The sequence below is a fragment of the Nostoc sp. JL23 genome (assembly GCF_017115065.1).
GTDB lineage: Bacteria > Cyanobacteriota > Cyanobacteriia > Cyanobacteriales > Nostocaceae > Nostoc > Nostoc punctiforme_A.
The window spans coordinates 75,685-91,660 of record NZ_JABXKN010000048.1; the positions used below are offsets into that span (position 1 = coordinate 75,685).

The 15,976-nt window shown below is 41.7% G+C and carries 10 protein-coding genes and 2 pseudogenes; 3 read left to right on the forward strand and 9 right to left on the reverse strand.

Going from position 1 to position 15,976, the window contains the following annotated elements:
* Positions 1-10 precede the first annotated feature (10 nt).
* Positions 11-3,340 carry an efflux RND transporter permease subunit gene (locus HWQ42_RS09925; RefSeq protein WP_292811424.1) on the forward strand — a complete coding sequence of 1,110 codons (3,330 nt, stop codon included), beginning with the start codon at positions 11-13 and terminating at the stop codon, positions 3,338-3,340.
* A 480-nt stretch (positions 3,341-3,820) separates the two neighbouring features.
* Here HWQ42_RS09925 and HWQ42_RS09930 read toward each other — a convergent pair whose 3' ends face one another.
* From HWQ42_RS09930 to HWQ42_RS09960, 7 genes and pseudogenes are all read right to left on the reverse strand, one after another.
* Complete coding sequence (locus HWQ42_RS09930; RefSeq protein ID WP_292811427.1) at positions 3,821-4,162, reverse strand: XisI protein; 342 nt, start codon at positions 4,160-4,162, stop codon at positions 3,821-3,823.
* The gene (locus HWQ42_RS09935; RefSeq protein ID WP_292811429.1) at positions 4,150-4,563 is read right to left on the reverse strand and encodes a XisH family protein; all 414 of its coding nucleotides are present in this window, start codon (positions 4,561-4,563) and stop codon (positions 4,150-4,152) included. The genes HWQ42_RS09930 and HWQ42_RS09935 overlap by 13 nt, the downstream gene beginning before the upstream one ends.
* A gap of 474 nt (positions 4,564-5,037) precedes the next feature.
* Positions 5,038-5,421, reverse strand: coding sequence for a nuclear transport factor 2 family protein (locus tag HWQ42_RS09940; RefSeq protein WP_292811432.1), 384 nt, complete (start codon positions 5,419-5,421; stop codon positions 5,038-5,040).
* A gap of 419 nt (positions 5,422-5,840) precedes the next feature.
* Positions 5,841-7,652 carry an ABC transporter ATP-binding protein gene (locus HWQ42_RS09945; RefSeq protein WP_292811434.1) on the reverse strand — a complete coding sequence of 604 codons (1,812 nt, stop codon included), beginning with the start codon at positions 7,650-7,652 and terminating at the stop codon, positions 5,841-5,843.
* Between the two features lie 98 nt (positions 7,653-7,750).
* A pseudogene (locus HWQ42_RS09950) lies at positions 7,751-7,831 on the reverse strand (cobalamin/Fe(3+)-siderophore ABC transporter ATP-binding protein); the annotation flags it as partial.
* A gap of 91 nt (positions 7,832-7,922) precedes the next feature.
* Entirely contained in the window at positions 7,923-8,963 is a 1,041-nt protein-coding gene (locus HWQ42_RS09955) for an iron ABC transporter permease (protein ID WP_292811436.1), read from the reverse strand.
* Positions 8,960-9,991: an iron ABC transporter permease gene (locus tag HWQ42_RS09960; RefSeq protein WP_292811438.1), complete on the reverse strand. Its 1,032-nt coding sequence runs from the start codon at positions 9,989-9,991 to the stop codon at positions 8,960-8,962. Before HWQ42_RS09960 ends, HWQ42_RS09955 begins: the two co-directional genes overlap by 4 nt.
* A 440-nt stretch (positions 9,992-10,431) precedes the next feature.
* Between HWQ42_RS09960 and HWQ42_RS09965 the strand changes: the two are divergent.
* Positions 10,432-10,710 (forward strand): annotated as a pseudogene (locus HWQ42_RS09965) (penicillin acylase family protein); the annotation flags it as partial.
* A gap of 223 nt (positions 10,711-10,933) precedes the next feature.
* Complete coding sequence (locus HWQ42_RS09970) at positions 10,934-11,365, forward strand: EamA family transporter (protein ID WP_292811440.1); 432 nt, start codon at positions 10,934-10,936, stop codon at positions 11,363-11,365.
* A gap of 46 nt (positions 11,366-11,411) precedes the next feature.
* On the opposite strand, the gene HWQ42_RS09975 is transcribed toward HWQ42_RS09970, so the two are convergent.
* Together HWQ42_RS09975 and HWQ42_RS09980 are read right to left on the reverse strand one after the other, a co-directional pair.
* Positions 11,412-12,386, reverse strand: coding sequence for an iron-siderophore ABC transporter substrate-binding protein (locus HWQ42_RS09975; RefSeq protein WP_334812470.1), 975 nt, complete (start codon positions 12,384-12,386; stop codon positions 11,412-11,414).
* A 65-nt stretch (positions 12,387-12,451) separates the two neighbouring features.
* On the reverse strand, positions 12,452-15,151 hold the full coding sequence (locus HWQ42_RS09980) for a TonB-dependent siderophore receptor (RefSeq protein ID WP_292811443.1): 2,700 nt from the start codon (positions 15,149-15,151) through the stop codon (positions 12,452-12,454).
* Between the last annotated feature and the right edge of the window lie 825 nt (positions 15,152-15,976).

Below are 15,976 nucleotides of genomic sequence, written 5' to 3' on the forward strand. Positions count from 1 at the left end.
AACTACTAAGATGAACATTTCCGAGCTATTTATCCGGCGTCCAATCATGACGACTCTAGTTATGGTTGGCATTTTGATATTTGGGCTGATCGCTTACCAACAGCTACCCGTTAGCGACTTACCCAATGTAGATTATCCAACACTTCAGGTAACAGCGAACCTGCCCGGAGCTAGCCCTGAAACAATGGCTGCCTCAGTCGCAACTCCCTTAGAACAGCAGTTTTCTAGCATAGCGGGATTGAGTTCGATGAACTCTACCAGTTCTTTGGGTACTACACAGCTGACGCTGCAATTTGACCTCAATCGGGACATCGACGGCGCAGCCCAGGATGTGCAGTCTGCTATTTCTAAGGGAGCGAAGCAGTTACCGACTAATATGCCTAATCCGCCATCTTACCGAAAGGTAAATCCGGCGGATCAACCAGTTCTTTATATCTCCCTGAATTCTTCTATTCTGCCCTTGTCAACTGTAGACAAGTATGCTGAGACATTGCTGGCACAACGTCTATCAATGGTAGATGGGGTGGCGCAAGTGCAGGTTTTTGGTTCTCAAAAGTACGCGGTACGAATTCAGCTTGACCCCGAATCGCTGAGTGTAAAGGGAATAGGAATTGATGAAGTAGCTGATGCGATCGCTAATGGAAATGTCAATCTACCTACTGGGACACTTTACGGTCAACAGCAGAATTCTACCATCCAAGCAAACGGTCAACTTAATGATGCTGCCAGCTATCGTTCCCTGAATGTGGCTTATCAAAACGGCGCACCAGTGCAGTTAGGTGAACTAGGTCAAGTTCTGGACAGCGTGGAAAATGATAAGATTGCCAGTTGGTATTTTCCTGTCAAGAAGGAGAGTAAGGGAGCAGGGGAGCAGGGGAGCAGGGGAGCAGGGGAGCAGGGGAGCAGGGGAGCAGGGGAGAAGTCCCCATCTAAAATTCAAAATTCTGGTGTGCGAGCGATCGTTTTGGCAATTCAGCGCCAACCGGGAACTAATACTGTTCAAGTAGTAGATGCAATCAAGAAACTGTTACCCACCTTTCGGACACAGATTCCGGCGGCTGTGAACATGGATATTCTCTACGATCGCTCTCAGTCAATTCGGGAGTCGGTGGATGATGTACAATTCACGCTGTTGCTCACCATCGCTCTGGTGGTGCTGGTAATCTTTCTGTTTCTCCGCAATATCTCTGCAACAGTCATTCCCAGTTTGGCAGTGCCGCTTTCGATAGTAGCGACTTTTGGAGTCATGGTGTTGCTCGGCTTCTCCCTCGATAACCTGTCGCTGATGGCGTTAACCCTATCAGTAGGTTTCGTGGTTGATGATGCCGTAGTTATGCTGGAGAACATTGTCCGCCACATGGAAATGGGTGAAAGCCGGATGGAAGCAGCCCTAAATGGTTCTAAAGAAATTGGTTTCACAATTTTATCTATGACCATTTCTTTAGTAGCAGTATTTATCCCGATACTGTTCATGGAAGGTATTCTGGGGCGATTATTCCGCGAGTTTGCTGTTACTATCAGCGTTGCAATCTTGGTATCTGGCGTAATTTCCCTCAGCTTAACGCCAATGCTGTGTTCCAGATTCTTGAGTCCACCTCATCATGAGGAAGAGAGTGAGGGGGCAGGGGAGCAGATGAGCATGGAAGAAATTCTTAATTCTCAGTCTCCAGATCCCAATCCCTTATTGCCAGAGGAGGCTCCATCTTCCCCAGCCCCTAGTCTCCAGTCCCGAATCAAAAATTTCAACCGTCGTCTTTATAACTTTTCAGAAAACATTTTTAATGTGATATTGGGCGGATACGATTGGAGTTTGAAGAAATCACTCAAGTATCACCGCACGACGATGGTGATTTCGGGAGCGATTCTTGTAGCGACAGTGTATCTATTTATCATTGTGCCTAAAGGGTTTGTTCCCAACGCAGATGTTGGACAAATTACGGCAACTACTCAGGCATCAGAGGATATATCCTTTGATGAGATGGTAAAACATCAACAGGCTGTAGCTGCGATCGCTTACCGCGATCCGAATGTCGATTCCATCAACTCTAGTGTCGGGGCTGGTGGGCCAAATGCTTCCGCCAACGCAGGACGAATTTTAATCGAACTCAAGCCTCGCCATGAGCGCCATCTCAGTGCTGATGAAGTTGTGCAGGAACTCCGACCGAAGTTGTCAGTTGTGCCTGGAATCAAGGTTTTCTTGCAAAATCCCCCAGCTATTAATGTCGGTGGACAACAGACAAAAGCACAGTATCAATTTACTCTGCAAACTCCCAATATTCAAGAACTTTACCAGTATGCTCCAGCTTTAGAAGAGAAATTGCGATCGCTATCAGATTTACAAGATGTTAACAGTGATTTGCAAATCAAGAATCCCCAAATAAAAGTAGACATCAACCGCGACCAAGCTTCGGCTCTAGGTTTGACCGCCAATCAAATCGAAACTGCTCTGAGTAATGCTTATGGCACTCGCCAAGTTTCTACCATCTACGCCCCCGATAGCCAGTATCAAGTAATTATGGGCGTGGAACCAAAATATCAGCAAAATGCCAATGCTTTAGATTTACTCTCAGTTCGCGCCCCTAGTGGACAACTTGTACCTCTTAACGCTGTAGCTACCTTGAGCAAAGATGTGGGGCCGCTGACTATTAACCACAAAGGGCAACTAGCATCTGTCACCTTCTCTTTTAACCTCAAACCAGGAGTATCACTCGGTAACGTCACTGGCAAAATTGAGGAACTCGCCCGTCAAACCCTGCCACCTACTATTAGTACAGGTTTCCAAGGTTCAGCGCAAGCATTTCAATCTTCAATTCAGGGTTTAGGATTGCTACTGCTAGTTGCCATCTTGGTGATTTATATCGTGCTGGGGATTCTCTACGAGAACTTCATTCACCCACTGACAATCCTTTCTAGCTTACCCTCCGCTGGATTTGGGGCAATACTGACCCTGTTGCTGTTTCAAGTTGACTTGAATATTTACGCCTTCGTGGGCATTATCCTGCTAGTTGGCATCGTGAAGAAAAACGGGATCATGATGGTTGACTTTGCGATTATTGCCCGTCAAAACGGTAAAACGCCCTATGAAGCTATCTATGAAGCTTGCTTAGTGAGGTTCCGTCCAATTATGATGACCACAATGGCAGCACTTATGGGTACGCTTCCCATCGCCCTCGGTTTGGGAGCCGGAGCAGATACACGCCGTCCCCTTGGTTTAGCAGTAGTTGGGGGGTTAGTATTCTCACAGTTTCTCACACTTTATTTAACACCTGTTTTCTACACCTACATGGAGTCTTGGCAAACAAAGCTGAAAAAACGCAGTTGGCGCAAACAGCCAATTTGAAACTCCCCCGACTGAACAAATAACACTTAGTTAATTTGTTCAGTCGTGTTTCAACAATTCATTGTGGTAAAAATAGACGTGAGTTCGTTGCTCCTCCCTCTCCGAAACGGAAAGGGAGGAGCAACGAAAGATTCAGCTTTTTGCTCCCCTCTGCGTGTCGGAGAGGGGTTGGGGGAGAGGTCAAATAAGACTTGTCGAACTCACGTTAAAAATAGAATTTTTTATCGCTAACGATGACAGATATCTATGAGGATATTTTTTGATTTTGGCGATAGCTACATCTCAAGGCGCGATGTCTGCGACGGGCTACGCCTACGTAAACCTGTGTAATTGATTTTGAGACTGATTCACTGATTCGTTATAATATTAGACGATAAACTTCCCGTCATCTGAGCGCGATCGCATAAGTTGAAATGATACCCGCTTTTGATTTGATTAAAATTGAACTAGCGATCGCTATTCATCAATCAATATTTAAACCTAACCTATAGCAAACTCCGTATCAGAGCGCACCCTAGCAGGTTGAAAACCCAAAACTATATCTTGATATGGTACACCCAATTTTAATAACTCATAGGCAATCCCATCTTCCGTACCATCATATTGAATCCAAATCTTGCCATTTTTAATATCCAAATGTAGCAAACATCCATAATCCCTGATATCATTCTGCGTCCAACCCACATACACTAATTGATAGTGATCTCGCTCCGTATCAAAAATAGGTTGAGCCTCAACATCTTTTGCGGATTTCATCGAGCGATCAGCTTTTGCTTGGATTAGTTGTTGAATATATTGCCTGTAGAGAGCTACTTTATCCATTGCTCAATCGTCTCCTTTTCTAAGTCATAAACTAAAAGTTTAATTTGACTGCGTTGTACCACACTATTAATAAAAGCTAAGTTAAAAAAGGTTTGATAAACAAAACGAGGTACTGCTAAATATAAAATTCGCTCTGGATCTTTATCTTCTAAAGCATAGCGATAATCTAAAAACTGTCCATGCGCTAAATGAAAATCAGAAATCCTTGAGGGACTAATAAAACTTTTCACCTCAACCGCAATTTTATCATTTCCCCTTTGGGCACCAATAATCTGTTCCGCCCCAATGTCTATATACATTTCAACTCCACCTATACGCAATTCGTATGGATCGTGAGTTATTTGCCATCCGTCTTTTTCAAGAGCGCGTTTAACTTGCTCGTGATACAAATCTTTTGCCATATTATGGGTTGCGTTGAGGAACTTGAGCGATCGCTAATAAATTACGGCACTAGAACATTTTAGCTAAAATTTGACAGACTCAAAACCTTCAGTGCGATAGCTATGCAGGAAAAACCTATGCTGTATAGTATTTGCTATCGTCCCAATTACAAGATTGCGATGTCTACGACGGGCTACGCCTACGCGGCATAAAGCATATAGAAAATCACAAAGTTGAAGAATACCTGTATCAACGTGTGAATAATTTTAATCAGCGTCAATTTGGTTTCACTTTTTATAAAAGCAATGCAAGTACTTCAACACGATATTTAGGTACTTCAACACGATATTTGGGTACCTCAACACGATATTTGGGTACCTCAACACGATATTTGGGTACTTCAACACGATATTTAAATGCTTGTGGACTTGGGGTGCGAGTAGCAATGGAACAGAAAACCGGGATAAGAAAATAAAATCAAAAATATTACGTGGTTAGTCCTTTGGGGTGGACGATGGAAGTGGACAGACTTCCATAGCTTGAATCAAGCCGTGTTCAAGGGTGAATCGATGACCCACGTGTTCATTGGCAAGAACTGCTCCATCCAAGTCACGCACGACTTGATGCACATCGACCAAAATGCGTCCGCCCTCCTCCGAGTAAAAGGAAACCGGCTCGACGTGCGGATTGATCTCGCTCCATTGTTCCGTCCAGTAAGCGCGAACTTCTTCAGACCCACGGACAAAACCGCCTTTGAACGCTTTCGGCCAAGCCACGTCTGGAGTCATGAGGGCAAGGGCAGCGTCAATGTCTCGCGCGTTGAAGGCTGCGTAAGCCGCACGGAGCAGTTCAATTTCTGGTGCAGGTTGATCTGACATTTATTGGTATGGTGAAGGAGATGCAGCAAGGACTAATAATTTATTGTACAGAGTTTAGCTGAAGCTTTTTTTATCGACACTATCATGTCTGATGTCAGGTTTATTTCGAGGATTTCTCGTTTTTAATTCTTCTATTGTAAGGAAGGTTGTTTTATTTTCTTATCCGGGTTTTCTGTTCCGTTCGCCACAAACAATGCCATCTCTGCTATTGCAAATCTAATAGATATCTCCGAAAAAGATTTAAATACCACAAATTTGCATCCAGACCTAACCCCCCTTCCCCCCTTCCCTACCAGGGAAGGGGGGTTTTAAAGCCTCTTGACCTTTCGGGGAGAGGTTTGGAGAGGGGTCTTTTTTCTTTTCTGGAGATGTCTAATGAGTGCGATCGCACATCTTCTTTTTCAGAGACGCTGTACTTTTTATTTTAACCCCGACTGCACGTTCCATAAACTAGCATAAATCCCATTCTTCCCCAACAATTTTTCATGTGTTCCCGACTCAACTAATTTCCCATATTCCATCACATAAATACAATCAGCATTGCGGATAGTGGAAAGACGATGGGCTATGGCTATCGTTGTTCGATTAACAGTAATACGTTCCAAAGAACGCTGAATAGCAGCTTCAGTTTCATTATCTACCGCTGAAGTGGCTTCATCTAATATCAAAATTGGTGGATTCTTTAAAACAGCTCTAGCGATCGCAATTCTTTGGCGTTGTCCACCAGATAATTTTTGACCCCGTTCTCCGACTATTGTCTCATAACCTTGGGGTAGCCGCAGAATAAAATTATCAGCTTCAGCAATTTTCGCAGCTTCGATTATTTGTTCATCGGTAGCATTAAAAGTACCATAGGCGATATTTTCAGCAATAGTACCATGAAATAAGAATACGTCTTGGCTGACCAAGCCGATACTGCGACGCAAATCACCTAGATTTAATTTTTGGATATTAATATTATCAATAGTAATTGTCCCAGAAGAAATATCATATAATCGCAATAATAATTTTACCAAAGTGCTTTTACCAGAACCTGTAGAACCAACAATCGCGATCGTTTTACCTGCGGGGATATGTAAGGATAGTTTTTTAATTACTGGCTCTCTATCTTGATAAGCAAAAGTAACTTCTTTAAAATCAATTTCACCACGAACTTTCTCAATAGGTAAAAATTTGTCTCCCGTAGCAATGTTGATGGGAGTATCTAATAAATTCATTACCCGATTGGTAGAAGCCATTGACCTTTGATATTTGTCAAATATTTCTCCTAATGTTACTAAAGGCCACAATAATCTCTGTAATAAAACGAGTAAAACACTGTAACTACCAATAGATATTTTTCCAGCGTATGTTGCCATACCTCCCCAAAACAATAAAGCTGTGAACCCTGCTAAAACTAACATTCTAATTAAGGGCACAAATGCAGCAGAAAGTTTAATTGCTTTCGTGTTACTTTTTCTATATGCTTCGCTATCTCCTGCCAATCTAGCGCTTTCATAAGCTTCAGCAGTGAAACTTTTAATTGTGGTAATACCACTAATATTATTTGCTAGTCGTGAGTTGAGAAAGCCTACCCTTTCCCGTACCTCAGCGTAACGAGCTTCCAGACGCTTTTGATAAATAAAGGAACCCCAAACAATAAATGGCATTGGTAACATTGCGGCAAAGGTGATGGAGGGGGGTAAAATAAAGAATGCACCACTAGTTAAAATGATCAGTGAAGTGATAATACTGATAATCTCATTGGCTCCATAATTTAAAAAATCTTCTAGCTCGTTGATATCATCATTCAAAATTGACATCAAGCCGCCAGTACTGCTTTCTTCAAAGTAAGCTGAATCTAATTCTTGTACATGATTGTAGGCATTTAAGCGTAAATTATGCTGGATATTTTGGGCTAAATTACGCCAAAGTCTATTATATGCGTACTCAGAAATCGATTCTAGTATCCAGACAATAATAGTGATCAATGAAAGTAGTAAAAATTGCCAAAATATATCTTTTATACCGAATTTGGCAAATACAGAATTTTGCTGTTCTACGAGAATATCTACCGCAATACCAATTAACCAGGGTGGAGCTAAATCTAAAATTGTATTGATGATAGAAAATGATGTTGCCTGCAAAATTTGTTGGTGATATTGGCTACCATAGTTGAGCAAACGTTGTAAAGGATGGGCTGAATTTCTCTGATTTTGAGATACTGGAGAAGATTTGGATGTGATTGCCACGACTGTTTATTGTTTGTAGTTAAGTAGGTCGGCGTAAATATTTGTAGTTGGAATAAAGCAGGAGCAGGAGGATTTTAGGCTAGTTAATTTTTCTTCACGGGGATTGCCAAATTTAGGTCACGGATAATCAGCGCACCATCGTAAGCTAAAGACAGACTTTTGGTTGAGAGTCCTTTCATAAGTGAAACCATTTTAGATTTTGGATTTATGAAAACCTGATTTTTGGGTTGATAAAATATTGTTTTTACCAAATTACCAATCCCCAGTCCCTTATTTTTTGCGGTTACGAATTAATAAATAAAGAAAATAAGGAGCGCCAACAGCAGCAGTTACTACCCCACAAGGAAGTTCGATAGGTGCAAACAGCGTTCTTCCTAGCAAGTCTGCCATTACAACAATCACTCCCCCCAAGAGTGCGGAAATAGGAATCAAGCTTTCATGGGTTGCACCTACCAACTGTCGTCCTAAATGGGGTGCGATTAAACCAACAAAACCAATATTTCCAGCTGTGGCTACTCCTGCACCTGCTAAGGCTACACCCACCAGTATGAGTAAAGCACGTTGCCATTCCACTTGACTACCTAAACTTTTGGCGATATCATCTCCTAAATTTAAAGCGTTCAAATGCCTTGCTAATGTCAAAGCCATTGGGACAAAAACAATTAACCAAGGTAACAAGGAAAAGACTTGCTCCCAAGTCCGGCCGTAGACGCTCCCAGCTAACCAAACCAAAGCATTACTAACGTCATAAATTTCCCCAAAGGTAATCATCAAGCTGGTTATGGCACTGGCGATCGCAGACAAGCCAACACCCATTAAAATTAATAGAATCGGGGAACTACCGTTATTCCAAGCCAGCGAGTAAATTAAAATCGCCATCAGCAAAGCACCAGCAAAAGCTGATAGAGGCAAGGTATAAATGGGTGTTGATGGAAACAGTACAATTACTATAACTGCCGCCAGACTCGCCCCAGCATTGATACCGATAATACCGGGGTCAGCCAATGGATTGCGTGTCAACCCTTGGAAAATAGTGCCAGAAATTGCCAGCGCCATTCCTACCATAAAAGCTACAAGAGTGCGGGGTAGACGCAGATTTTGAATCACGAATGGATGGTCTGGGTTTCCCGTATCTAAACCCAATATAGTTTTCACGATATCAAAAGGCGAGATTGGATATTCACCCCGTCCTATATTCATCACCATCGCCATTAGAATCGCTACTGCCAAACATAACAGTATGACTGGTACACGTCGGTCGATGCGGAAAGATATCCCTTGATAACGAATGACTAGCCAATCAACCTTCATTTCTTCACCTTTGACTTAGCCAAATATACAAAAAAAGGAGCGCCAACGATTGCTGTCATTACACCTACAGGTAATTCCTGTGGTTTGAGCAATATACGGGCGGCAATATCTGCGACCAAGAGTAAAATTGCCCCCAAAACTGCACAATAAGGTAATATCCAACGATAGTCGGCTTTAATGTAAAATCTCACTATATGGGGAACTACTAAACCAATGAAGCCGATTGGCCCTGCAAGAGCAACGGAACTCCCTGCCAGTAAAACTACACTGATAGCGGTAATTATTTTGATCCAAGCTGTCTGTTGACCCAAGCCTTTGGCGACATCTTCACCTAAACTCATAGTGGTAATTTGTCTGCCAAGGGCAAAAGCTATTACTAATCCCATACCGACAAAAGGCAATAATTGTAAGAATAAATTAAAATCTCGACCAGATAATGAACCAGCTAACCAAAATCTAACTTCTTCGAGTGTTTGTTGACTAACAATCAGGATACCGGTGGTGAAAGAAGAAATCAGAGCAGTTAACGCCGCGCCAGCTACCGTTAAATTCAGTGGAGTGGCTCCTCCCCGTCCCAGAGAACCAAGGATGTAAACTAACACTGCTGTGACTCCCGCACCCAGAAAAGCCACAAGAGCGTAAAGACTTAGGGATGAACTGCCAAAAATAAAAATTGCGACAACGACAAAAAGGGCGGCTCCTGACTCAATACCTAAAATACCTGGATCTGCTAGGGGGTTTCGCGTCAAACCCTGCATCAATGCTCCCGATACAGCAAGGGCTGAACCGACAAGGATCGCAATTAGCGATCGCGGTAATCTCACGGTTTGAATGACTAGGTGATCGTAGGAACCATCAAAGGCTATAAAAGATGTCAAAATCTTGCCTAGAGGTATTTCTACTGCACCTAGCGTCACACTGTACACCAAACAAATTAACAGCATACACAGTCCCAATACCAGACCAAATAAGGCTGACATTTGTGGCTTTTTCAATCCTCTAGGTGACAATCTAGTGACTTCTATCATGATCTTGCCATCACTTTAATTAACGCTCTCAATATTTAAGAGCTTTTTAATCATTAGAGTTGATAATCTTTCTTGATAAATATATAGATTACACGATCTTGTAGCCTTTCCCCCATTTTTAAAAGGAATAAAGGATACCCTTCTAACTTTGATATACTTTCTCAACAAAGTGGTATTGTTAGATCAACTTATACCATTTTGGATTTTAGATTTTAGATTTTGGATTGTGAAACATCCATTGGATAAGTGTTTCAGTTTTCCATCCGTCACAATCATTTTTCAAATTGGTATTAAATCTGACTTGAAAGTAGGGAGTGGGGAGTAGGGAGCAGGAGAGACAAGAGGACAAGGGGATTTGAGTGATAGCTTGCAACAAGTCTTTCCCCAATACCGAGTCCTCAATCCCCAAGCGTTACATCTATAGATAGTGGGTTTATGAACATGGTGGAGATGGCAGCCTGGGAATTTTTCGTACACTCGATTTTGCTCCTGAAGCAAACGGTCAGTTCCAAGGCGTTGCAGGTGATTTCTATGTGGCTGCGATTGAATTTTCCAACCCTGTACGGGCAATGGTACTTACCAGCTATGGTAATGCAAGTCAAGCTGGATCGCACCACATTAGCGACCAGTTATAGATGTTCGCTAACACAAAGTTACGTCCTGTGTGGCGCGATCGCTCAGATATTCTTGCTCATCTAGAAGAACGCAAAATATTCTGAGGTCAATAGTCTGCTTCTAGCGCTGGCGATGTCTGCGACGGGCTACGCCTACGCCCAAAAACTTCTAAGTTTCAGAAGATGTCTGCGACAGGCTACGCCTAAGCACCAGAAATCGTATGACGGCACTTTCTTTTGACAAGCGATCGCAGTTTGCAGCGAGTAATTTAATCTAACATGAGCCTAAATAATACCGCTAATTTTGACTAGTGAACTAGGAGGCAAGATGGAGAACAACACTATAACGTGGTGGATATATGCATTACTTTCGGCTGGCTTTGCAGCATTAACAACTATCTTTGCCAAAATTGGGGTAGAAAATGTAAACTCTAATTTAGCAACAGCAATCCGAACTGTTGTCATCTTAGTAGTTGCTTGGGGAATTGTATTTTTTCAAGGAAATGTAGTTAATATCTTAGCTATTCCCCAAAGAACGATGATTTTTTTATTATTATCTGGAGTATCTACAGGATTATCATGGATTTTTTACTTCCAAGCTTTACAAACAGGAAAAGCTTCCCTTGTTGCACCAATTGATAAATCAAGCTTGGTATTAGTTTTATTGTTTTCGGTTATTTTTCTAGGAGAACCATTAAACTTTAAAATGATATTAGGAAGCAGTTTAGTAGTTATGGGTACTTTAGTTCTAATCCTTTAAGCTCTTAACTAAGACTACAAAGGGAGCAATGCGATTTGGTGAGGTGCTAAAACCTGGGACGGTCGATCAGGTATCTAAATAAGTCATCAATTATTGTATTGATTGCAAAAATATCGCCTTCATGCCAGCGCAATCCGTCAACGAAATAAACTTGATTTCGTTGAACCGCTTTAAGTTGTCGCCACAAAGGTTTTTGTTGGAGCTTTTCTAAACTCTCTTTAGCACTCTTGCTTCCCCAAGATAAGAAGAAGAGAACATCACCGTCAATATCAGACAGACGCTCTTCAGAAATATTTTCTATATAGAAAAAATTCCCCCTTTGTGAGGATGGGCGTTCTAGCCCAATATCATTAAGAATTCTACCAACAGGACTTTTTTCGCCATAAGACCAAATTCCAGATAATACTTTTGTCGAGGCAACTGAAATCTGCATTTGGTGACGACGGCTACCCAAGGCTTGTTTAAGTTTTTCAATCCGCTGCCAATATTCCTTAATTAATTGATTGACAGCTTCTTCTTTATTTAAGACCTTGCCAAGGTCTACCAAATCTTGCTCCCAACGACGAGTGAGTAAATCGGGATGCCCTATTATGACCGTAGGTGCAATCGTTGATATCTGCTTATAATAAACATTCAGAATGTAAGGATCAGCCAAAATTAGGTCGGGTTTCAGGAGCAAAATCTTTTCGAGGTTTGGTTCATTTACGCTTCCAATTAAATCAACTCCATCTACTCTGTCTCGAAGATATTCTGGAAAAGGCTCACTAGAATCATATCCCGTTGCAATTGGTTTAATCCCCAATGCTAGTGTATCAGCCAAAAAACTTGACCATATCGTTATGACTCGTTGAGGACGGAGAGGGATACAAGTCTTTCCCATCAAATGTTGTACCTTTCGGCAGTTTTGCGTTGGCTGTTTCAAGCTTGTAGCACTATAATTCAAATTTCTGCTACAAGCCGAAACAAGTACAAACATCAAAACTCCTAATAATAGTAGATAGATGAAGCGACGTAAAAACATTGAAAATTAGTGTCAATAGGATATTTGCAACACGTTGTTCAGCCGATTACCAATACAACAGCGAGTTAAAGCTCCCAACGAATAGAGCCGATGATTGTAAAGGGTGCGCCTCTTTCCAGACCTAAAGTGTAACCGTAAGTAGAACTAAAATAGTCCGTATCCAATAGATTACGAATATTGATCGCAGCATTAAAGCGATCTCTACGATAGAAAATCGCCGCATCGGTACGCCAGTAATTGGGTAGTTCAACCGAGTTGTCTGAAAGTGCCGCCCGCTCACCCACATAAAAAAGCCCTAAACCAAATCCCAAACCTTTGAGATCGCCCTTCTGGATTTCATAGGTTGTCCAGAGGCTAGCTTGATTTTCTGGCACACCCAGCAATTTATTACCTACAGAAATGTCAATATCCTCGGTAACTTCTGCATCTGTATAGGCATAAGAACCGATCACCTTCCATCCTGGTAGAATCTCACCCGTGATATCTAACTCAATCCCTCGACTCCTTTGCTCTCCCACTTGAATCTGGAAATCACGGTTATTTTGATCCTGTATTGTAACATTAGTCTTGGTGATTTGATAGGCTGCCAATGTTGTTGAAAGCTTTCCGTCTAGAAAGTCAGTTTTAATGCCTGCTTCATATTGGGTTCCTTTGGTCGGCTTAAACGCTCTACCATCAGGATTGAATCCAGAGGTAGGAAGAAAAGATTGACTATAGCTGGTGTAGAGAGAAACCGATTTACTCGGCTGATACACCAACCCAACTCGGGGACTGAAAGCACTATCATTCTGTTCGGGAGAATCAATTCCGCTATTTGTCTGATTTTGTGAAACCCAATCTAAGCGCCCCCCAACCAATAGCTTCAGGTTGTCTAAAATACTGATTTGATCTTGAAGGTAAGCACCGTAAGATTGGGTAGATGAATCGAAACTATAATTTGGAATATATACGGGGTTTGAAATGTTGTAATCTGGGTTGAAGATATCTAGATTAGGAAGAGCAGAATCGGAAATCGTAGACTCAAAAATCTGAACATTGCGATTGAAATCAAAACCCATTAAGAGTTGGTGCGAAATCGATCCCGTCTTAAACTTTCCAAGCAAGTCGATCTGTCCAAAATAGTTATCTATTGAGTATCGACGTCTTTCAGCGTTAATATCTACTAGCAAAGTATCGTCTACTATATCTAATCCTCCAGCAAATGCGTCTCTAGTTCTAGTAGTAGCCACCGCAAAATTGTTACGAATCTGCCAGTTGTCACTCAACTTGTGATTCAGGGTGTAGCCAAATTTTTGAGTCTTGGCATCAATAAAGGTTAAATCAGGATAGCCGAGAAAGAGACTCCGAGGCAGGAAGCTACCATCGCTAAAAAACCAACTGCCAGACTGATTAGGATATCCATTATAGTTAGTGTATTCATAGTATAAATTCAGGTCTGTCCTATCCCCCAATTTGAGAGTGATTGAGGGTGCGATCGTGGTTATATCTGTGTGGACGAAATCTTGAAATCCGCTCGAATTTTGATAGCTTGCAATAAAGCGATAGAGTACAGTTTTATCAGTATTTAATGGCCCTGAAAAATCGATGCTGGGTTGATAATATCCAAAATTTCCTGCCTCAAATTCGAGACTGTAGTAGGGTTCACTCAAAGGTTGTTTGGTGGTAACGTTGACAATTCCACCCGGTTCTACAGCTCCAAATAGAACTGAGGCGGGGCCTTTGAGAACTTCTACTTGTTCGATCGTCCCAATGCCTGTCAGCGAAAAGTTATCATTTGTATCTCGATAGCCATTGCGGAAATTTCCGGTCTGCACAAATCCTCTGATGACTCTGCCTCCTGAAGGCGCACCGAAGTTGGTTCCTCCATCAACAACGCCACTGACCGTTTCCACTGCCTCTTTTAAACTTCTTACCTTGCGATCTTCCAGTACCTGTCGCGGCACCACCTGAATCGATTGGGGAATATCGCGCAATGGTGTGTCGGTTTTAGTCGCAGTTGACGTTTCTGGTACGTTATACCTATCTTGATCCCCCGTCACTAACAACTCGATCGGCTCATCCTGCTGTGCTGTTGGTTCTTGCTGCGGTGTCTCGCTTGCTGGCTTTTGTTGATCTTGTGGTGTTTGGGGTTGCTGCGGTGGAGAAGTTGCTATAGCCGCAGAATTTATACCAAATACCAGCCCTGTATTATCATCAAATAACTCAACTGTGGGTAACTTTTTCTCACCCAACACCGTCACTCGGACAGTATTCGCATCGATATTTGTAACTGTTATCTCAGTAATTTCTGCAAGGGGTTTTTCGGAACGAAATGTAAAAGCTTCTCCCGATGCTAAACGCAACTGTGCGCCAGGTATATCTGCAATAAAATTATTGCCCGTACTGCGATTTGTAACTTGTAGTTGTTCCCCACGAGTCGTCTCTAAAATCAACTCCACACCTTTGTTTGTGGGATTGGCTTTAACTCCCATAATTGGTACAACTTGATCCCCACTTCTTTGTTCTGGATTTGGAGGGTTGGTTGGTGTTGGTGTCTGCACTAGCATTTGAGCGCTAGTTGCGGGAAATTCGATTTCGCTGAGTTGGGAAATGTTTTTACTTGCTTTACCAGATGCTGTTTGCGGTGAAGTAGATTTCCCTATCACTTGGGTAAAAGATTCGCCTTGAACATCTTCTTGTACTTCCTCGCCTTTAGCAGGAGCGCTGAGACAAACAAAAACCATACCTGTCAGCAGCAGGCTTTGAAACAATTTATCTAACTTCATTTATCCGCTTACACTCAATCACACTACTTGGTTGTACCTGAAGATACAATGACGATCTCTGAAAAAAATTGTCATTTAAGTTGAAATTATTTGAATCATATTATGAAGCGATGCAAGACACAAGATAATTAATAGTTTTTTTCATTTAGCTATGAATACTCAACAATAAAATCTTATAAAGCATCTTATTTGCTTGACATAAAATCAGAGATTGTATTCCTAGCTAAAACTACTTTTCTGCCTTGAAAACAAGGATTGGTGACTAGGAATTAGGGATGAGGACAAGTTAATTTTCATCGGGTGGTTGCAGGCGATCGCTCGTGGAGTTTTAACTTGAAAATGGGGCATTGGTCATTTTCCCTTTGTCAGGGAATATTGATTTTCCCAGAATTGACTGTCTTCAAATGAAGTTTGTAGATTTATCATCTATCTACAGATGTAAACAAAGTATTATATGTAAAACTTATATAAGGGGATTTGTTGATACTAACTTTCTATACTTTCTCTATTGCTAAAGCAACTCATTCTCGTTAGTGTAATCGAAGATAAATAAAAATTAATTGCAATAAGCTAGAGATTGCTCCCAGAAAATCACTAATTAGGATTTAGACAATTTTAAGTAATTGGCTGAATTAATTAACGATTTGCTCTTTATTTTCTCTACAGGACTTACGCAAAATCATGAAAAAACCAACCGCATACTCCTACGGAGAAGCAAGCTACGCGCAGCGTCTCGTAAGAGTTGGACGCATAGACACGAAATGGCTTCCCGAAGGGCAGGACACAAAGGAATAAGAGTTTCAGAGAGCTTTTGCGTAAGTCCTA

Coding starts and splice junctions, on each gene's coding strand:
- HWQ42_RS09925 (WP_292811424.1), top strand. CDS start 11: ATGAACATTTCCGAGCTATTTATCCGGCGTCCAATCATGACGACTCTA.
- HWQ42_RS09930 (WP_292811427.1), bottom strand. CDS start 4,162: ATGGATAAAGTAGCTCTCTACAGGCAATATATTCAACAACTAATCCAA.
- HWQ42_RS09935 (WP_292811429.1), bottom strand. CDS start 4,563: ATGGCAAAAGATTTGTATCACGAGCAAGTTAAACGCGCTCTTGAAAAA.
- HWQ42_RS09940 (WP_292811432.1), bottom strand. CDS start 5,421: ATGTCAGATCAACCTGCACCAGAAATTGAACTGCTCCGTGCGGCTTAC.
- HWQ42_RS09955 (WP_292811436.1), bottom strand. CDS start 8,963: ATGAAGGTTGATTGGCTAGTCATTCGTTATCAAGGGATATCTTTCCGC.
- HWQ42_RS09960 (WP_292811438.1), bottom strand. CDS start 9,991: ATGATAGAAGTCACTAGATTGTCACCTAGAGGATTGAAAAAGCCACAA.
- HWQ42_RS09970 (WP_292811440.1), top strand. CDS start 10,934: ATGGAGAACAACACTATAACGTGGTGGATATATGCATTACTTTCGGCT.
- HWQ42_RS09975 (WP_334812470.1), bottom strand. CDS start 12,386: ATGTTTTTACGTCGCTTCATCTATCTACTATTATTAGGAGTTTTGATG.
- HWQ42_RS09980 (WP_292811443.1), bottom strand. CDS start 15,151: ATGAAGTTAGATAAATTGTTTCAAAGCCTGCTGCTGACAGGTATGGTT.